The sequence below is a fragment of the Micromonospora antibiotica genome, from assembly GCF_017599305.1.
Taxonomy (GTDB): Bacteria; Actinomycetota; Actinomycetes; order Mycobacteriales; family Micromonosporaceae; genus Micromonospora; species Micromonospora antibiotica.
In genome coordinates, this window is record NZ_JAGFWR010000018.1 from 1 (window position 1) to 17,324 (window position 17,324).

The 17,324-nt window shown below is 73.7% G+C and carries 18 protein-coding genes; 7 read left to right on the top strand and 11 right to left on the bottom strand.

Annotation, left to right across the window (positions count from 1 at the left end; all coding sequences use genetic code 11):
• Positions 1-289: 289 nt before the first annotated feature.
• Complete coding sequence (locus JQN83_RS23805; RefSeq protein WP_208569380.1) at positions 290-877, top strand: DUF1684 domain-containing protein; 588 nt, start codon at positions 290-292, stop codon at positions 875-877.
• A gap of 69 nt (positions 878-946) precedes the next feature.
• Here JQN83_RS23805 and JQN83_RS23810 read toward each other — a convergent pair whose 3' ends face one another.
• Complete coding sequence (locus tag JQN83_RS23810; RefSeq protein ID WP_208569381.1) at positions 947-1,534, bottom strand: YflT domain-containing protein; 588 nt, start codon at positions 1,532-1,534, stop codon at positions 947-949.
• A gap of 339 nt (positions 1,535-1,873) precedes the next feature.
• Between JQN83_RS23810 and JQN83_RS23815 the strand changes: the two genes are divergently transcribed.
• The gene (locus JQN83_RS23815; RefSeq protein ID WP_208569382.1) at positions 1,874-3,715 is read left to right on the top strand and encodes a glycoside hydrolase family 15 protein; all 1,842 of its coding nucleotides are present in this window, start codon (positions 1,874-1,876) and stop codon (positions 3,713-3,715) included.
• Between the two features lie 230 nt (positions 3,716-3,945).
• The gene (locus tag JQN83_RS23820) at positions 3,946-4,446 is read left to right on the top strand and encodes a metallophosphoesterase family protein (protein ID WP_208569383.1); all 501 of its coding nucleotides are present in this window, start codon (positions 3,946-3,948) and stop codon (positions 4,444-4,446) included.
• 2 nt (positions 4,447-4,448) lie between these two features.
• Here JQN83_RS23820 and JQN83_RS23825 read toward each other — a convergent pair whose 3' ends face one another.
• Entirely contained in the window at positions 4,449-4,664 is a 216-nt protein-coding gene (locus JQN83_RS23825) for a DUF3072 domain-containing protein (protein WP_208569384.1), read from the bottom strand.
• A 95-nt stretch (positions 4,665-4,759) separates the two neighbouring features.
• On the opposite strand from JQN83_RS23825, the gene JQN83_RS23830 reads away from it, so the two are divergent.
• Positions 4,760-5,698 (top strand): NAD(P)/FAD-dependent oxidoreductase, encoded by a 939-nt coding sequence (locus JQN83_RS23830; RefSeq protein WP_208569490.1) that lies wholly within the window; start codon positions 4,760-4,762, stop codon positions 5,696-5,698.
• Between the two features lie 19 nt (positions 5,699-5,717).
• Here JQN83_RS23830 and JQN83_RS23835 read toward each other — a convergent pair whose 3' ends face one another.
• On the bottom strand, positions 5,718-7,013 hold the full coding sequence (locus JQN83_RS23835; protein ID WP_208569385.1) for a cation:proton antiporter: 1,296 nt from the start codon (positions 7,011-7,013) through the stop codon (positions 5,718-5,720).
• 220 nt (positions 7,014-7,233) lie between these two features.
• Positions 7,234-9,354, bottom strand: coding sequence for an ATP-binding SpoIIE family protein phosphatase (locus JQN83_RS23840; protein WP_208569386.1), 2,121 nt, complete (start codon positions 9,352-9,354; stop codon positions 7,234-7,236).
• Between the two features lie 198 nt (positions 9,355-9,552).
• Between JQN83_RS23840 and JQN83_RS23845 the strand changes: the two genes are divergently transcribed.
• Positions 9,553-10,428 (top strand): mechanosensitive ion channel family protein, encoded by an 876-nt coding sequence (locus tag JQN83_RS23845; protein WP_208569387.1) that lies wholly within the window; start codon positions 9,553-9,555, stop codon positions 10,426-10,428.
• Positions 10,429-10,513: 85 nt separating this feature from the next.
• Here the strand turns inward: JQN83_RS23845 and JQN83_RS23850 are convergent, their stop codons facing one another.
• Both JQN83_RS23850 and JQN83_RS23855 read right to left on the bottom strand, forming a co-directional pair.
• Positions 10,514-10,879, bottom strand: a complete 366-nt coding sequence (locus tag JQN83_RS23850; protein WP_208569388.1) for a DUF6401 family natural product biosynthesis protein — start codon at positions 10,877-10,879, stop codon at positions 10,514-10,516.
• 276 nt (positions 10,880-11,155) lie between these two features.
• Complete coding sequence (locus JQN83_RS23855; RefSeq protein ID WP_208569389.1) at positions 11,156-12,085, bottom strand: hypothetical protein; 930 nt, start codon at positions 12,083-12,085, stop codon at positions 11,156-11,158.
• 274 nt (positions 12,086-12,359) lie between these two features.
• On the opposite strand from JQN83_RS23855, the gene JQN83_RS23860 reads away from it, so the two are divergent.
• The gene (locus JQN83_RS23860; RefSeq protein WP_208569390.1) at positions 12,360-13,193 is read left to right on the top strand and encodes a hypothetical protein; all 834 of its coding nucleotides are present in this window, start codon (positions 12,360-12,362) and stop codon (positions 13,191-13,193) included.
• 23 nt (positions 13,194-13,216) lie between these two features.
• On the opposite strand, the gene JQN83_RS23865 is transcribed toward JQN83_RS23860, so the two are convergent.
• Positions 13,217-13,429 carry a hypothetical protein gene (locus tag JQN83_RS23865; protein ID WP_208569391.1) on the bottom strand — a complete coding sequence of 71 codons (213 nt, stop codon included), beginning with the start codon at positions 13,427-13,429 and terminating at the stop codon, positions 13,217-13,219.
• A gap of 161 nt (positions 13,430-13,590) precedes the next feature.
• Here JQN83_RS23865 and JQN83_RS23870 point away from each other — a divergent pair, with 161 nt between their 5' ends.
• Complete coding sequence (locus tag JQN83_RS23870) at positions 13,591-14,907, top strand: MFS transporter (protein ID WP_208569392.1); 1,317 nt, start codon at positions 13,591-13,593, stop codon at positions 14,905-14,907.
• 13 nt (positions 14,908-14,920) lie between these two features.
• Here the strand turns inward: JQN83_RS23870 and JQN83_RS23875 are convergent, their stop codons facing one another.
• From JQN83_RS23875 to JQN83_RS23890, 4 genes are all read right to left on the bottom strand, one after another.
• Positions 14,921-15,184, bottom strand: coding sequence for a hypothetical protein (locus JQN83_RS23875; protein ID WP_208569393.1), 264 nt, complete (start codon positions 15,182-15,184; stop codon positions 14,921-14,923).
• Between the two features lie 136 nt (positions 15,185-15,320).
• The gene (locus tag JQN83_RS23880; RefSeq protein ID WP_208569394.1) at positions 15,321-15,782 is read right to left on the bottom strand and encodes an SRPBCC family protein; all 462 of its coding nucleotides are present in this window, start codon (positions 15,780-15,782) and stop codon (positions 15,321-15,323) included.
• Between the two features lie 52 nt (positions 15,783-15,834).
• Positions 15,835-16,251 (bottom strand): DUF2795 domain-containing protein, encoded by a 417-nt coding sequence (locus tag JQN83_RS23885; RefSeq protein WP_208569395.1) that lies wholly within the window; start codon positions 16,249-16,251, stop codon positions 15,835-15,837.
• 64 nt (positions 16,252-16,315) lie between these two features.
• The gene (locus JQN83_RS23890) at positions 16,316-17,299 is read right to left on the bottom strand and encodes a YihY/virulence factor BrkB family protein (RefSeq protein WP_208569396.1); all 984 of its coding nucleotides are present in this window, start codon (positions 17,297-17,299) and stop codon (positions 16,316-16,318) included.
• Between the last annotated feature and the right edge of the window lie 25 nt (positions 17,300-17,324).

Here is a 17,324-nt window from a genome sequence, read left to right on the forward strand (position 1 = left end):
CGACCCGAAGCCCACAGATGCTCCAACACCTGCCGATGCCCGAACGTCAACACACCCGGCTTCGCCACCAGGACCTCCAACCCAACCCAAGATCAGTTGCACTGAAGCCTAGAAACCGCCGCGGAATGTTGACGCAAACCTCTTGATCACCGGGCAAGGCGGTGTGAGTGCGGGGAGTGGGGAAGGCGGTGTGAGTGGGGGGACGGGGGCGGGAGAGCGGGGACGGGCGGGGGAGTAGGCGAGCGGGGAGAGGGGGCCGGGGGGAGTGGTGGGTGGTTAGGGTCGGTGGGTGGACGATCTCGACGTGCTCGACTGGCGGGAACGCACCGCCGCTCTCTTCCTGTCCGACACCGACCTGGCCGGCTTCCGGGCCGCCCGGGACGAGTTGTTCCGCACTCACCCGGCCAGCCCGCTGCCGGCCGCCGACCGGGCCGGTTTCCCCGGGCTGGGCTGGTTCCCGGCGGATCCGACGGCGGTGGTCGAGGCCCCGCTGCGTCCCGCCTCCGGCACCGAGACCATCGACACCGGCGGCCCCGACGGGGTGGTGCGCTACCGGCGGGTGGCGGTCGCCGAGACCCCGTGGGGGCCGCTGACCCTGTGGTGGATCGAGGCGTATGGCGGTGGGCTGTTCGTGCCGGTCCGCGACGGCACCAGCGGCCGGGAGACGTACGGCGGTGGTCGGTACCTCACCGACACGGTCAAGGGGACCTTCGGGCGGGGACTCACCGTGCTCCCCGGGCACCGGGTCCGCCTCGACGCCAACTATCTCTACAACCCCAGCTGCGCGTACGACGACACCTGGGCCTGCCCGCTGGCACCCCCGGAGAACCGGGTCGACGTGCCGATTCGGGCGGGCGAACTGGCGTACCACCGCTGAGGCCGACCGGACGGGGACGCCGCCCCGACGCACGTGGGGTGCGGCGGGGCGGCGGTCACACGGAGCGGGTCAGCGGGCGGTGGCCCCGGTCGGGGTCAGGTGCATCCGACCGAGCAGTTGCCGCGCCTGATCGGCCAGGCCGGCGTCCACGGTCACCGCGTACTGGCCGGCCCGCAGGGAACTGGCCGAGGTGAAGTCACGCTGGCCGCCCGACATGGCGTGCGCCACCGCGCCGAATACGGCCCCCCAGATCGCGCCGATCACCAGCCCGACCAGGATCACCGCCAGCCAGTTGCCGACGGTGAAGATGCCGAACAACAGGCCGATGAAGAGGCCGAACCAGGCGCCGGTACCGGCGCCCAACAGGGCGGCGCGTCCCGTGGTGAGCCGGCCGAGGACCGTCTCCACCAGGGTGAGGTTGGTCCCCACGATCGCGCTGTGCTCCACCGGGAACCGGTTGTCCGCCAGGTAGTCCACCACCCGTTGCGCGGACGGATAGTCCGGGTACGCGCCGATCGTCACCGCCGGCGCTCCGGCCTGCGGGCCGTGCCCGTCCCCGGGGGGCGTCGCCGGCCGGCCGGCCGGACCGGACGGGAGGTTGTCGCCGCCCGGCATCCCGGGTCGCCAAGTGGCGGTCGGGTTCGCTGCTCTGGTCATGGCATCCTCCTTCGTCAACGACCGGCGTTCCCGCCGGCCCGCCGAGGTAACGCCGGCAGCTCCGGCAATCCGGGCCCGCCGGGGTGACGTGGGCAGCTCCGGCAATCCGGGCCCGCCGGGGTGGCGTCGGTCGGTCCGGCGAGCCGGGCCCGCCGGGGGTGACGCCGGCAGGCCGGGGCAGCCAGGGCTGCCGGGTGCGGGGCTGGCGGGGTGCCGGGATGCGGGGCTGGCGGGGTGCGGGGCTGGCGGGGTGCGGGGCTGGCGGGGGGAAGTCCACGGGTCGGACAGAAGACGGTGTGGTCGAGGAATGCGCTCCGGGGTGCCCGGGTAACCCGGCCCGTGGACAGCGGACGGATCAGCGAGCACGGGTTCCTTGCCGACGGTCGCAGCGCCGCGCTGGTGGACCGGCACGGCTCGGTCAACTGGTGGTGCCCCGCCCGGTTCGACAGCCCGTCGGTGTTCGGGCGGATCCTCGACGACCGGGCGGGGCACTGGACGATCGCGCCCGAGGACGACGACGTGCGGGTGACCCGCTCCTATCTGGACGACTCGTTGGTGCTGCGTACCGTCTTCCACACCGGGGCTGGGTCGGTGGCCGTCACCGACGCGTTGGCGCTGGAACCGGACGCACGCGGACACGACATCGGCCTGCGTTCGCCCCGGGTGCTCGCCCGGCTGGTCGAGGGGCTCTCCGGCGAGGTGCCGGTACGCGTCGAGTTCGCTCCCCGGTTCGAGTACGGCCGGGTCACCGCGTACCTGACCCGATCCGACGGGGTGATCGACGCGCGGGCCGGCGCGTGCCGGCTCAGCCTGCGCTCCGACGTGCCGTTGGCCTGCCGGCACGGCGACGCCGTCGGCCGGGCGACCGTCCGGGCCGGGGACACCCTGCGCTTCACCCTCGGGTACGCGCCGACCTACGACGGCGGCGAACCCGCGCTGCCCGACGCCGACCGGGTGGTGGCCGACGCGGTGGCGGGCTGGCGGTCCTGGGCCGACCTGCACGACTACCAGGGCCGCTACCGCGACCAGGTGCGACTGAGCGCGATGGTGGTGCAGGGCATGACCTACCAGCCCAGTGGCGCGATCGTCGCGGCGGCCACCACCTCGCTGCCGGAACAGCTGGGCGGCGACCGCAACTACGACTACCGCTACGTCTGGGTGCGCGACTTCAGCCTCACCCTCCAGGCGCTGTGGCGGTCCGCCTGCCCGGACGAGGCCGACCGGCAGTTCTCCTGGGTGGCGCGGGCGATGGGCCGCATCGACGACGGCCGGGTGCCGATCATGTACGGCGTGGAGGGCGAGCGGGACCTCACCGAGCACTCCCTCGACCACCTGCGCGGGTACGCCGACAGTCGGCCGGTGCTCGTCGGCAACGACGCGTGGAAGCAACGGCAGAACGACGTGCTCGGTGAGATCCTCGACGCCGCCTGGCTGATGCGGCACTACCTGGACCCGATGTCACCCGACGTACGGCACCTGCTGCGGGCCCTGGCCGACCAGGCGGTCCGCAGCTGGCACCTGCCGGACTCCGGAATGTGGGAGACCCGCGACGCCGAACGGCACTACGTGTCGTCGAAGGTCCAGTGCTGGACGGCGTTGGACCGGGCGGTGCGTTTCGGTCCCCGCCTCGGCGACCCGGCCGACGTCCGGCGGTGGTCGGGGGCCCGCGACGAGGTCCGCGCGGCGGTGCTGGAGCGGGGGTGGAACGACCGGCTGGGCGCGTACACCGGGGCCTTCGACTCCGACCGGTTGGACGCCTCGGTGCTGCTCATGCCCCTTGTCGGTTTCCTGCCGGCCGCCGACCCGAGGATGCGTACCACCATCGACGTGGTGGAGCGGCGGTTGTCGCGCGACGGTCTGCTGCGCCGCTGGGACGGTGATCCGGCCGGCTTCCTGATCTGCTCGTTCTGGCTGACCAGCTGCCTGGCCCTGGCCGGTGAGCAGGAGCGGGCCGTGCGGCTGTTCGAGCAGCTCGCCGGCCGGGTCAACGACCTCGGCCTCTATGCCGAGCAGATCGACCAGGCCACCGGCGAGCAGGTGGGCAACTTCCCGCAGGCCTTCTCGCACATCGGCCTGATCAACGCGGCCGGGTTGCTCACCGACGTCGCCGAGCGGCGGCGCGAGGTCCCGGCGGACCGGCCGCATTTCGTGACGACCGGCACCGACGTGGCGGCGACGTAGCCGTGAGCCGGGCCGACCGACGGGACCGACGGCGCGTCCGACGGGTCCGACGGGTCCGACGGCGCGAACACGCTGACGAGCGGACGGCCGGTGACGACGCCGACCACGCGAACGGGCCGACCACGTGACCGGGTCGACGTACGTCGCCGACGGGGGCCTGATGCAGAATCAGGGCCGGGACGCCTGAGTCGGCCGCCCACACCCGCCCCCGCTCCCGGAAGGCCCACCCGATGCGGTTGCTCGTGATCGCCGACACCCACCTGCCCCGCCGCGCCCGGGACCTGCCCGACGAGGTCTGGGCGGCGGTGGACGCCGCCGACGTGGTGCTGCACGCCGGGGACTGGGTCGAGGTGGGACTACTCGACCGGCTGGCCGGCCGGGCCCGTCGGCTGGTCGGCGTGTACGGCAACAACGACGGCCCCGACCTGCGGGCCCGGCTGCCCGAGGTGGCCGAGGTGGAGCTGGCCGGGCTGCGGGTGGCCGTGGTGCACGAGACCGGGCCGAAGACCGGCCGGGAACAGCGCTGCGCGGCCCGGTTCCCCGATCGGGACCTGCTCGTCTTCGGCCACTCGCACATCCCGTGGGACAGCGTCGCACCGGGCGGCCTGCGGCTGCTCAACCCCGGCTCGCCCACCGACCGGCGGGCCCAGCCGTACGCCACGTACCTGACCGCCGAGGTGGTGGCGGGGCAACTCGACCGGGTCGTGCTGCACCGCCTGCCACCCCGTTGAGGTCACCGGCCCCGGCCGGTCTCCTCCTGCAACTCGTCGATCCGCTGGGACGCCTCCGCCTTCGTCAGGTCGTCCGGCACCTCCTCGCCGGCCTCCCGGGCCAGGGTGTGCAGGTACGACTCCTGGGCGGCGGTCGGCGGTTCGTCGCCGGTCACCCACTCCTGCGGATCCTTGATCGCCCCACGTGGGTCGGGCTGCTGGTCGTTGCGGTCGGTCATCAGGATTCACCTCTCCTCGAACAGCCGTGCCAATACCCCGCCGGTCGCCCGGTCATGCCGGTCGCGGCGCATACGATCACCGGGTGGACGCGGATGTGATCGTGGTGGGTGCCGGCATCTCCGGGGTGGCGTGCGCCGCAGAACTGGTGCGGGCGGGCGTGCCGGTGCAGATCCGGGAACGCGGTCGGGTGGCCGGGGGCCGAATGGCCAGCCGACGCTTCGACGGCCGCCCCGCCGACCTGGGTGCGGCGTACCTGACCGCCGACGACCCGGACTTCGTCGAGGTGGTCGGGCGCTGGCAGGCCGCCGGGCTGGTGCGGGAGTGGACCGACACCTTCGTCGCGTACGGCCCGGACGGCCGGCGGGAGGTGCCCGGACCGGTCCGCTGGGCCGCCCCGCGCGGCCTGCGTTCCCTGGTCGAGGAGTTGGCCCGGGAGTTGCCGGTGACCGTGGACCGGTTCGTGTCGGGCGTCGCACCGGGCCCGGTGGTGGACGGGGAGTCCGCCGCCGCCGTGGCGCTGTGCACCCCGGGTCCGCAGGCCGCCCTGCTGCTCGACCCGGCGCTGACGGGTGCCACCGGGGCCGCCGTACGGCAGGGGTGGTCGCCGGTGCTCGCGGCGGTGCTGCGCTTCCCCGGCCGGCGGTGGGCCGACTTCCGGGGCGCGTTCGTCAACGGGCACCCGGTGCTCGCCCTGGTCTGCGACGACGGCGACCGGCGCGGCGACGCCGCCCCGGTGCTGGTCGCCCACACCACGCCGGAGTTCGCCGCCGGGCACCTGGCCCAGCCCAGGGCGGCCGGCCCGGCGATCGAGGAAGCCGTCCGCGACCTGCTCGGCCTCCCGGACCCGGCGGAACTGGTCCACGTGCACCGCTGGACGTACGCCCGGCCGGTCGAGCCGGACCCCGACGGGACGTTCTTCCTGGACGACGACCTGGTCGGGCTGGCCGGGGACGCCTTCGGCAAGCCCCGGGTGCAGAGCGCCTGGCGCTCCGGCCGGGACCTGGGCCGGGAGTTGGCCCGCCGACTGACCTGACCGGCCACCCGGCCACCGGTCAACCCCGCGCGCCGTCCAGGGCCGGCTCGTCGCGTCGACCCTGCTCCGACGGGTCGCCGGTGCGTTCACCGGCCCGGTCCAGCAACTGCATGACCGGGGTCGCGGCCATCCCGTGCACCACCACCGACACGACCACCACCAGGCCGACCGTCGCCCAGATCAGGTCCGCCTGGGCGAAGTCCGCCTTGGTGGTGGCGTACGCCAGGTAGTAGAACGAGCCGACGCCCCGGATGCCGAACGACGAGATCACCCAGTGCTCGGCCGGCCGACCCGGTGCGCCGCGCAGCGACAGCCACCCCACCAGCGGCCGGATGACGAACACCAGGGCCAGCCCGACCGTCGCCGCCTGCCAGGTGAGCGGGGCGAGCAGACCGGTGATCACCGCGCCACCGAAGAGCAGCAGCAGGAGGACGGTCAACAGCCGCTCGGTCTGCTCGGCGAAGTCGTGCAGCACGGTGTGGAACTCGTGGGTCCGCTCGGCGGCCCGGATCGCCCGCGCGGCGACGAAGACGGCCAGGAACCCGTACCCGCCGACCACCTCCACCAGCCCGTACGCCAGGAAGGTGGCGGCCAGCGCGAGGAACCCCTCGGCGTGCCGGGCCAGCCGCAACTCGCTCGGGGCGCGGAAGAAGAGCTTGCCGAGCAGCCAGCCGATCAGCAGGCCACCGCCGACGCCGACGGCCAGCTTGTAGAGCACGTCGACGGCGAACCACTCGGCGAACCAGCCCGACGGGGCCAGCCCGACGCTGGCGATCGCGATGGCCGCGTAGACGAACGGGAACGCCAGGCCGTCGTTGAGGCCCGCCTCGGAGGTCAGCGCGAAGCGCACCTCGTCCTCGGAGTCCTCGGCGTCGGTGGGTTCGCCGACCTGGACGTCCGAGGCGAGCACCGGGTCGGTCGGGGCCAGGGCCGCACCGAGCAGCAGCGCGGCGGCCGGCACCAGACCCGCCCACCACCAGCCGAGCAGCGCCACCGCCGCGATGCAGATCGGCATCGCGATCGCCAGCAACCGCCAGGTCGACGACCAGCGTTTCCAGCTCAACGGTCGGTCGATCTTCAACCCGGCGCCCATCAGCGCCACGATCACGCCGATCTCGGTCAGGTGGGTGGCGACCTGCGGGTAGCGCAGCGGGTCCGGGGAGGGCAGGCCGATGGGCAGCGCGAAGACCAGCATCCCGAGGCCGAGGAACGCTATCGGCATGGACAGCGGGCGACGCTCCAACAGTCGGGGTAGCACCCCGGCCAGCAGGGCCCCCACGCCCACCAGCGCGAACTCGACATCGACCAGTTCCACCCCGACCACCTCTCGCCCCCGGCCACGGATGTGGGCGGGGGTGGGACTGTGCCCCGTCGATGGCCGGGCTAAGCCTGGGTGTCCGGCTTGTCTGCGGACCCGTACCCAGGTAGGCAAGATCGCGCTACTTCCAGGTTGTAGTGGTCTACGGCCGTAGCGAGGCCACTACAACATGGTTCGAGCGTGACCTTGAAGTGTGGCCCCCGGCGGGGACTCCCGGTCAGGTCGGGGGCAGGAGGATCTCGAACCAGACGGTCGAGCCCCGCACCGTCGGGTCGGTGCCCCAGGCGTCGGAGAGCTGTTCGATCAACCCGAGGCCCCGGCCCCGGCTGCTCAGCGTGTCGGTCTGGGCCCGGGTCACCGTGCCCCGGGTGCCCGAGTCGGCCACCGACACCAGCAGGCGCTCCGGGCTGAGGTCGATCTCCACCCGGGCGGCGGTGCCGGCGTGCAGCAACGCGTTGGTGGTCAGCTCGCTGGTGCACAGCACCGCCGCGCCGATCACCGCGTCGGGCACCTGCCACTCGCCCAGTTGTGCCGTCATCCAGTGGCGTACCCGGCTGGGTGCGGTCGGCTCGGCGGGCATCTCCATCCCGGCGGAGCGGCTCGGCTTGAGCGCGTGCTCCACCGCGAGTACCGCCACGTCGTCCTCGGTGGCGCCGGGGACCGCGCCGGTGGCGACGGCGCAGAGCGCCCGGGGGTCACCGCTGGCCGCCCCGGTCACCGCCGCCGCCAGCCCGGCCAGGCCGGCGGTGAGGCTCTGCCGTCGCCGCTCGACCACCCCGTCGCTGTAGAGCAGCAGGGTGTCGCCGGGGGCGAACGGCACGGTGGCGGTGGGGGGCCGGCAACCCAACCCGAGGGGTGCGCCGGTCGGCAGCTCGACGAAGGTGGCGGTGGCGACGCCGTCCGGCCCGCCGCGCCGGATCAGCGGCGGGGGGTGCCCGGCGCTGGCCAGGGTGATCTCACTGCGGTCGGCGTCGACCACCCCGAAGACCACGGTGACGAAGAGTTCGTGGGTGCCCGTCTCGGTGCCCAGGCTCGCCACCAGCCGGTCCAGCCCGGCCAGGACAGCGTCCGGTCGCGGGTCGGTCAGCGCCAGCGCCCGCAGCGCCGCCCGGACCTGCCCCATCCGGGCCGCCGCCTGCACGTCGTGCCCGGCGACGTCGCCGAGCACCACGCCCAGGTCGCCGGAGGGCAGCAGGAACGCGTCGTAGAAGTCACCACCGGCGGCGTTGCCGTCGACACCCGGGTCGTAGCGGGCGGCGATGCGCAGCCGGGGCAGGGCCGGTAACTGCTCCGGGAGCATGCTGCGTTGCAGCAGTTGCGCCGTGCCGTGCTGGGTCTCGAACCGGCGGGCCCGCTCCGCCGCCTGGCCGACCAGCTCGGCCGAGGCGGCCAGCAGCGCCCGTTCCGCCGCCGACCAGCCGTGCGGGGTCTGGTAACCCACGGCGAGCCCGCCCCGGATCACCGACGAGCGCAGCGGCAGTGCGGCCAGCGAGCGGATCTTCTGGTCGTGCCGGTCGACGGCGGTGTCCCGCAGCGGCTGGCCGTCCCCGGCGAAGAAGGGCACCCCGCTGCGCGCGCCGACCACCACCGGCGCGGTGGTGTCCGCCGGGACCGGCCGCCACAGCGGGGGCAGCCGCTCGTCGGCCTCGTCGAGCAGTTCGCCCCGGATCCGGCGGACCAGCCGCCAGGCCGGGCCGTCGTCGACCGCGAAGGACACCTGGTCGGCGTCGAAGGAGAGCAGCGCGTAGCGCAACGTGACCCGGGCCACGTCGTCCAGGGTGAGGGTGCCCGACAGTGCCGCGGCGAAGTCGGACAGGCTCTGCAACTGCTGGGTGAGTTGCGTGGTCTGGGCGGCGACGGTGAGCACGCCGACGATCCGTCCGGTGCTGTCGCGCACCGGGGAGTGCCCCCGGGTGAAGACCGCGTGTTCGCCGGTGGCGTGCTGGTGGACCGGGAGCACCGACTCCTTCTGCAGGAACGACTCCCCGTGCCGGTAGGCCCGCTCGATCACCTCACCGACGCCGGGGGCGTGCCACAGGTCGGCGTACACCTCGGGGGCCGGCCGGCCCAGCGCGCCGGGGTGCCGGTCGCCGATCACCTCGGCGTACGCCTGGTTGTAGAGCAGCACGAAGTCGTCGCCGTAGTGCAGCGCCATCGGTACGGGGGAGGACAGGATCACGTCGACCAGCACGCGGACCGTCACGTCCCAGCCCTGTTGCGGGCCCAGCGGGGTGTCGGCCCACGGGTGGGCCCGCACGGCAGCCACCGCCGGTGAGACCCCGTCCGGTCCCGGTACGGGGGCTGGTGACGTCGGGACCCGCCCGACCGTGCCTGGCATGTCCGCAGCCTATCCGGCGGCGTCCCGGGGTGAACCGATCGTGCCCCGTGCCGCCTGCCCGACGCCGCTGCCGGAGATGTTCGTGCAGGTCAGGGGCCTTTCTAAAGACATGTCGTAAAAATCCGTACGGATTCTGCGGCGTGCTGGTCCGACGGACGGGTAACCGGGCGGCGCAGTCCATTGGACAGGAGGGACATCATGCCGGAAACCCTTGCGGTCAGGCAGGTCGACATCGGTAGCGCCTTGACCGACATGTGGCGGTCGGTGCTGCTCTTTGTGCCGAGGGCCATCGCGTTCATCGTCATCCTCGTGGTGGGCTGGCTCATCGCCCGCGCGGTACTCAAGATCGTGGACGCGGCGCTGGAACGGGTGGGCTTCGACCGGGCGGTCGAACGGGGCGGGATCAGACGGGCGCTGGAACGCACCAAGTACGACGCCAGTGACATCCTGGCCCGACTGGCGTACTACGCGGTGCTGCTGTTCACCCTGCAGTTCGCCTTCGGGGTGTGGGGGCCCAACGCGATCAGCGACCTCATCCGGGGGGTGGTGGCCTGGCTGCCGCGGGCGTTCATCGCGATCGTCATCGTGGTGGTGGCCGCCGCCATCGCCAACGCCGTCCGGGACCTGGTCTCCGGTGCGCTCGGCGGCCTGTCGTACGGCAAGGTGCTCGCCGACCTGGTGGCGGTCTTCATCCTGGCGCTGGGCGTCATCGCCGCGCTGAACCAGGTCGGTATCGCCACCACGGTCACCACGCCGGTCCTGATCGCGGTGCTCGCCACCGTGGCCGGCATCCTGATCGTCGGCGTCGGGGGTGGTCTGGTGAAGCCGATGCAGTCCCGCTGGGACGGCTGGCTGGACCGGGCGGCCGAGGAGTCGCGGGCGGTCCAGGAGCACCGGCGGGCCCGCGCGGCCGGGCAGGGCGACATGAGCCGGCAGATGGCCGACCGGGGCGGCGAGCGGACGCAGACCATGCCGCGCGTCGACGAGGCCCGGACGATGGCCGGTGGCCGGGGCACCTACCAGTCGGGTCAGTCCGGCGACGAGACCCAGCAGTTCGGTCGTCCGGGCAGCTGAGTCGGCACGTACCACCGGGAGGGTGTCCGCGCGACGCGGACGCCCTCCCGTTCGCGCTGCGCCGGGCCGTCCCCGCCGCGGTCGGTCAGGCCGGTTCGAGGTGCCGGGGGTCGAGGGTGCGGGCCAGGGCGCAGACCGCGAGCAGCCGGGTCAGCACCCAGTCCGGCGCGGCGAAGTCGGCCGCGCCGACGGGCAGCAGGCCGTGCGCGCTGGCGGTGTCCCGGATCCCCTCGGCATAGCCGGCCAGGGCCGCCGGGGTGAGCGGCCGGCGGTCACCGTCGAGGCTGTCCCGGATGGCGGCGGCGTGCTGGTCGACCAGCGCCAGCAGGCCCGGCCGGGCCCGCGCGGCGGCGAGGCCGGGAGCACCGACCGAGGCGGTGAGCAGGGCCAGCCGGGAGCGTGCCGCGCGCACGGCGGTCCCGGTCGCTCCCTGGGGGTACGGCACTCGCATGGGGACCGAGGTTAGCCACCGGCTGACCGGGGCGGAGTCGGCCGCCCGGCCGGTCCCGGCGCACCCTTGCGGCCGGCCGGCCTCCGCCACGCGGACCGACCCGGTCCCCGGCGGGCAGAGGGAACACCGCGCTCACCGGCCACCTGCGCGGCCGGGACGGGCGGCAACGGGACGACCCGGACGCCCGATCCGGGTCCCCGGGCCCGTCCCAGGCTGGCCCGGGGCGTGTCCCAGTGCTGGCCCCGGGCCCGTCCCAGGCTGGCCCGGGGCCGCGCCTCAGGGGGCCAGCGAGCCGAGCAGGACGGTGCCGGCGCAGGGCAGTTGCCCGACGTTGCCGACGGTCAGGAGGTACTGCCGTTGGCTGGTGCCGTCCGGGTTGATCCGCTGCGCGTACCGGCTCCGGGTCACCTCCAACTGGCAGGCGGTGCCGCCGCCGGCACCCGTCGGGGACAACCCGGGCAGGTAGACCGCGCTCAGCGGGTTGGCGTTGGTCCAGGTCCAGCTGGCCGAGGCGCCGACGGCCAGGGCGCCGGTCGACCAGGAGGCCGCCGGGCCGGTCTGGGCGAGCTGGAACTGCCCGGAGCAGGTGATCGTGCCGATGTTGCGCAGCACGAAGTAGAACTTCCGGACCCCGTCGGGTTCCTGCCGGTACCAGCTGCGGGTGATCTCCAGCTGGCAGGCGGCCGTCGCGGTCGCCCCGGTCGGCGTCAGCCCCAGCAGGTACGACACCGTCGGCGCGATCTGCTCCACCCAGCCGTAGTTGCCGCTCGCCCCGGGGGCCAACGCCCCGGTCGACCAGTCGTGGGTCGGGGTCAGCCAGGACAGCAGGACGGTGGCCCCACAGCTGGTCGTACCGCTGTTGCGGATCACGAAGTGGAAGCGCCGCTCGCCGCTGGGCTGCCGGGAGTACCAGCTGCGGGTCACCTCGAACTCGCACGGGGTCGTGGAGTTCGCCCCGGTCGGGGAGAAGCCCACCTGGTAGGCGGCGTTGAGCGGGTTGGCGTTGTTCCACACCCAGCCCTGGGTGGCACCGGCGGCGACCGGGCCGGTGGACCACGACGCCTGCTGCGCGGCGCTGCGGGTGGTGGCCCGGTCGCGGGCGTCCCGTTCAGCGCCGGCCGGGGCGGCCGAGGCGGGCGTCGGGGCGAGCAGCACGGCTGCCAGCAGGCTCAGCAACCAGGTCCACACCGTCGGTCGTCTCGTCACGGTCGGTGCTCCTCAGCGGTCGGGTCGGCGGTGGTCCGGGTGCCGCCGGTCGGCGCACGGTGCTCCGGTTGCCCGGGGGCGGCTGTCGACCTGCGTCGGTCGCTGCCCGGGGGCGGCAGCCGACGTGGGTGGTCGTGGTGCCGGGGTGCGGCATGGGGACAAGGTCGCACAGGGACGGCCGGCGCGGCGGGGCCGATATCCGACAGCGCGGGAGCGTCCCCGCGGCGGCCCGACGTCGCTACAGTCCAGATCCCGCCCGGAAGGAATCCCACCGATGGCATTGTCCCGAACCGGCCGCCGGTGGTGCGGCGTGCACCTCGCCGGCCTCCTCGTGGTGGCCCTCGCCGCACCGCTGCCGTACCCCGGCGCGGCGGTCGCCGGCACCGGGCTCGGCGACGGCGACGTGCTGGTCGCCCGCACCGTGCAGGACTACGTCTACCGCACCTACCAGCGGCGCTGGTCGGTGGTCGCCGTCCAGCCCGGGGCGACCGCCGACTGGGACCTGACCCTGCGCGATGCCGCCGGCACCACCCTGGCCACCAGCTGGTACGGCGTCGGGCGCACCGACTTCGTGGTGGTCGACTCCACGGCCGGGCACCGGCCGTTCGGCGCGTACACGGCCGCCGTGAGCGCGTACACGGCCGGCCCGTACTGGGTGCAGCAGCGCACCGACACCACCACGATCACCCTGCCGCCGGTGACCCACTCCGGCACCACCGGAGCGGCCGACCCCGACCTGACCTTCTCCAGCCTGGTCGACCACGACGTGATCACCGTCGCCGACCTCTACCTGACGGCGGGGGAGTCGTTCTGGGCGAACACCACGACCGCCGCCTCGTCGCTGCTGCTGGCGGAGAGCGACCCGGCCGACCCGACGACGTTCGCCCAGGGTCGGGCCACCGTGGCCGCCCGGCAGCACACCCAGGTCCTCGACGGCTGCACGCTCTATACCGCCCAGCGCACCGGCTGGCACGCCCTGGTCCAGCTCGGCGACCGGGCACCCAGCACGCACGTCCCGACCCAGGGGACCGGGTACGCCCTGCACCGGGTCGACCCGGCCCGTCCGCTCAGCTGCCCGCAGCGGGAATTCCCCGGCCCGACCCCCTGATCAGCGGTGCGGCCGGGCGGGTGTCATTCCGCGGGGGTGGCGTCGGCCGGACGACGACGGCTGGCGTCGTCGGCGATGATCACGGTGGCCACCATCAGCGCGACGCAGAGGCTGAACAGCCACGAGTCGTCGGAGGAGAATTTGGCGGAGACCGGAGCCTGGAGCGCGGCGAGCAGGAAGCCGAGCCAGGCCAGGCGACGCTGACGAGGGGTGAGGAAACCGGAGCCCTGTTGCATCCCGAAAGTCTTGCGCGCCCCCTGCGGATTACCGTCAGCCGAACGGTGGATTCTGGACTACCTGTCCGCTTTCCTGCCCGTCCGGGCGTTCCAAACCACCGGTTCGGGGGAGGCGACAATCACGTCGACCCGTTCTCGATGATGCGGCAGGATGAGCCTCCGTGCCCGTCGCCCCGCCCCGTACCTCCCTGCTCCTGCTCGCCTACCTCGCCTTCGTCAGCCTCGGCCTGCCCGACGGCCTGCTCGGCGTCGGCTGGCCCTCGATCAGCACCGAGTTCGGCGTACCCACCGCAGCGGTCGGCCTGGTGCTCACCGCCGGCACGATCGGCTACCTGACCTCCAGCGTCCTGGCCGGGTTCACCCTCGCCCGGCTCGGCGTGGGCCGGCTGCTCGCCGGCAGCACCCTGCTGGCCAGCCTGGCGCTGACCGGGTACGCCAGCGCACCCGGGCTGACCGTGCTGATCGGCTGTGCGCTGGTGCTCGGCCTCGGCTCCGGAGCCATCGACTCCGGCCTCAACGCGTACGCGGCCGGGGCGTTCGGCCCCCGGCACATGAACTGGATGCACGCCTTCTTCGGCCTCGGCGTGGCGATCGGCCCCCTGGTGATGACCGCCATGCTGAGCACCGGCGCGGGCTGGCGCTGGGGGTACGCGGTCACCGCCGCCGCCCAGCTCGCGCTGGCCACCGCGTTCGCGCTCACCGTCGGCGCGTGGCGGGACCGGGCGGGCGGCCCGGGGTCGCCGAAGCGCGCCGGTCCGGCCGGGGAGACCGCCGCCAGTGCACCGGTCGACGCCGTCGCCGCCGCGCCGGTCGGGCCCCCGCAGCGTGGTCCGGTCGACGACGCTGTGCCGGGCGGGGTGGCGACGCCGGGCGGGGTGGCGGAGCCGGCCGTGGTGCGGATCGCCGAGACCCTGCGGCTGCCCGCCGTCTGGTTCGGCGCGCTCGCCTTCGCCATCTACGTGGCCATCGAGGTGTCCGCCGGGCTCTACGCGTTCCTGCTGCTCACCGAGGGGCGAGGGCTGTCCGCCGCGGTCGCCGGGCTGAGCGTCTCCGCCTACTGGGGGAGCCTGTTCGTCGGCCGGGTGGTGCAGGGGCTGGTCGCCGAGCGGCTCGGCACCGCCCGGGTGCTGCGGGGCAGCCTGCTCGGGATGGCCGTCGGGGCGGTGCTGATCGCGCTGCCGGCCCCGGGCTGGGTGACGGTGGCCGGCCTGGTCGTGCTCGGTTTCGCCGCCGCGCCGGTGTTCCCCCTGCTCACCCTGAGCACGGCGGAGCGGGTGGGTCGGCAGCACGCGGACCGGGTGATCGGCGTGCAGATCGGCGCAGCCGGGATCGGAGCCGCCCTCATCCCGGCCGGGCTCGGGGTGCTGCTCGGTGACACGTCGGTGCGGTTGCTCGGCCCGGTGCTGACGGTGCTGGCGGTGGCCCTGCTGGTGGCGCATGCGGCAGCCGCCCGCCGCACCGCCGCACCGGCCGACTGAGCGGGCCGTTGGGTCACATGGTGTCCGGGCCCGTACGTCCCGTCGTGGAGGGGCGGTAGGCACGCTCGGTGTCGGTCATCTCCCGGCGCTCGGCGGTCGGGCCGGCACCCCGGTCCACCGGTTCGGGGCCGTGCCCGAAGGCCGCCTCCTCACCCGCGTCGTTGCCGGTCGGATCGTCGGCCTGCCCGTCGATGGTGGACCGCGCGATCGCCCGGTCCAACTCCTCCAGCGGTGTCTTCTCCTCGTCCCGCCAGACCCTGCCGTCGTTGTCCGTCATCCCTTCGCGGTACCCCGACCAGATGATCGCAAACGGCCAACCCCGGGGCGGACCGCGACACCCCGGCACCGCGGACGGCCGCCGGGGGAGCCGGCGGCCGTCGATGGAGCACAGGATGTCCGTGCGGGGGTGTGGATCAGGGCTGCGGGCGGTCGACCGACCCGCGCCACGCGCCGGTCTCCTGACCGCGACGCTCGATGAACTGCTTGAACCGCTCCAGGTCACCCTTGGTGCGCCGGTCCACCACGCCCAGCTTGTCGCCGGCCTGCTCGACCACGCCGTGCGGCTCGAAGTCCATCTGCAGGGTCACCCGGGTGTTGTCCTCGTCGAGGCGGTGGAACGTCACCACGCCGGCCTGCTGGGTGCCGCCCGTCGACTTCCAGGCCACCCGCTCGTCGGGCAGCTGCTCGGTGATCTCGGCGTCGAACTCGCGCTTGACCCCGGCGATCTCCACCGTCCAGTGGGTCATCGTGTCCGACATCTGCCGGACCTCCTGCACCCCCTCCATGAAGTGGGGGAACTCCTCGAACTGGGTCCACTGGTCGTAGGCGGTCCGTACCGGTACGGACACGTCCACATGTTCGATAACGCCGCTCATTGGAAGTCCTCCTCTGCCCGCTGGTGGTCGTCCGGATCGTGGGCCGATCCGGTCACCAGCGCGTCGTCTCGTTTCGGTGCCCGAGGGCGGCCCACACCTCGGAAATCGTCTGGTAACGGGTGCCCTCCGGCAGCCGCTCCAGGGCGGCCACGAGGTCGTCGGGCGCCTGGTTCTCCCGCGCGTTGGCGACCAGGGCCAGGCGGTCCCCCGGCAGGGCCGCCATCGTGATGAACCGGCCCAACCGGCTGCGCGCCTCCACGTCCTCCGAGGTCATCCCCTGGGGGGTGCCGGTCCGCAGGTCGCCCGCCGGGGCCGTGGTGGCGCCCGGCTGGTCCTCGCCGGCCGGCTCCGCCTCGCGGAACTCCTCGACCCGCGAGCCCGCGGTGCCCGGCCCCTGGACGAGGCCGCTGACCTCCTGGCTCATCTGGTCGTCGACCCTCGGTGCGTGCTTGCTGCTGCCACGTTCCATGTCTGGTGTGCTACCCGCAGTCGGTGCGGGGAAACGTTGGGCCGGACCCGGGTACCCCGACCGGTCACGAACCGGCGGTGGCCTTCGGCGGCAACGCCGGCTCAGCCGCGGCGTCCCGGCCCGCCTGCAACCGGCGTCCCCGCTGCAACTCGGCGTTGATCTGCACCCCGAACATCAGCGCCGAGTTCGACAGGTACAGCCACACCAGGAAGGCGATGACCGCGCCCAGGCTGCCGTAGGTGACGTCGTACGAGCCGAAGTTGGCCACGTAGAGGCCGAAACCGAAGGAGGCGACGATCCAGGACAGCAGGGCCACCGCCCCACCCGGGGTGAGCCAGCGGAACCGGGGCTGCCGGACGTTCGGTGCGATCCAGAACATCAGCGACAACAGGGTCATCATCACCATGGCCAGTACCGGCCACTTCGCGACGCTCCACACCGTGCGGGCCAGTCCACCCGCCCCCACCAGGTCACCCACCGCGTCGGTCACCGGGCCGCTGACGATCAGGCCCAGCGCCACCACCGCGAGCAGCACCAGCGACAGCGCGGCCATCGCGATCTGCAACGGGCGGAGCCGGTAGAACGGGCGGCCCTCCTCGACCCCGTAGATCGCGTTGGAGGCCCGGGTGAACGCGCCGATGAACCCGGACGCCGACCACAACGCACCCGCCAACCCGAAGCTGAGCAGCACCTTCGTGCCGCTCTGCTGGTCGACCACCGTGCGGACCACCGAGACGAAACCCTCGTTGCCGACCACCGAGCCGGCCCCGATGTCGCGGGCCAGATCCAACACCGTGTCCACGGTGCGCTCGCCGTCGGAGACCAGACCGACCAGGGCGACCACCACGACCGTGGACGGAAAGAGGGCGAGCACCCCGTAGTAGGTCAACGCCGCCGCCCAATCGGCGCAGTTGTCCTTCACGAAACCCTGCCCGCTGCGGATCAGCACCCCCCGCCAGGTGGACCAGCTCAACTGGCGCATCCGCCGGGGAATCCGCAGCTGCGGTCCGTCCTCGGCGACCGCGGTCGGCTCCGTCGTCGCTGCCATGCTCGGCTCCTCGTCGCCCGGCGAC

What these genes read in the sequence shown, in the direction of transcription:
- JQN83_RS23845 (WP_208569387.1), top strand. Translation starts at nt 9,553, where the DNA reads ATGCCGGAAACCCTTGCGGTCAGGCAGGTCGACATCGGTAGCGCCTTG.
- JQN83_RS23885 (WP_208569395.1), bottom strand. Translation starts at nt 16,251, where the DNA reads ATGGAACGTGGCAGCAGCAAGCACGCACCGAGGGTCGACGACCAGATG.
- JQN83_RS23840 (WP_208569386.1), bottom strand. Translation starts at nt 9,354, where the DNA reads ATGCCAGGCACGGTCGGGCGGGTCCCGACGTCACCAGCCCCCGTACCG.
- JQN83_RS23880 (WP_208569394.1), bottom strand. Translation starts at nt 15,782, where the DNA reads ATGAGCGGCGTTATCGAACATGTGGACGTGTCCGTACCGGTACGGACC.
- JQN83_RS23810 (WP_208569381.1), bottom strand. Translation starts at nt 1,534, where the DNA reads ATGACCAGAGCAGCGAACCCGACCGCCACTTGGCGACCCGGGATGCCG.
- JQN83_RS23875 (WP_208569393.1), bottom strand. Translation starts at nt 15,184, where the DNA reads ATGACGGACAACGACGGCAGGGTCTGGCGGGACGAGGAGAAGACACCG.
- JQN83_RS23820 (WP_208569383.1), top strand. Translation starts at nt 3,946, where the DNA reads ATGCGGTTGCTCGTGATCGCCGACACCCACCTGCCCCGCCGCGCCCGG.
- JQN83_RS23860 (WP_208569390.1), top strand. Translation starts at nt 12,360, where the DNA reads ATGGCATTGTCCCGAACCGGCCGCCGGTGGTGCGGCGTGCACCTCGCC.
- JQN83_RS23890 (WP_208569396.1), bottom strand. Translation starts at nt 17,299, where the DNA reads ATGGCAGCGACGACGGAGCCGACCGCGGTCGCCGAGGACGGACCGCAG.
- JQN83_RS23825 (WP_208569384.1), bottom strand. Translation starts at nt 4,664, where the DNA reads ATGACCGACCGCAACGACCAGCAGCCCGACCCACGTGGGGCGATCAAG.
- JQN83_RS23850 (WP_208569388.1), bottom strand. Translation starts at nt 10,879, where the DNA reads ATGCGAGTGCCGTACCCCCAGGGAGCGACCGGGACCGCCGTGCGCGCG.
- JQN83_RS23865 (WP_208569391.1), bottom strand. Translation starts at nt 13,429, where the DNA reads ATGCAACAGGGCTCCGGTTTCCTCACCCCTCGTCAGCGTCGCCTGGCC.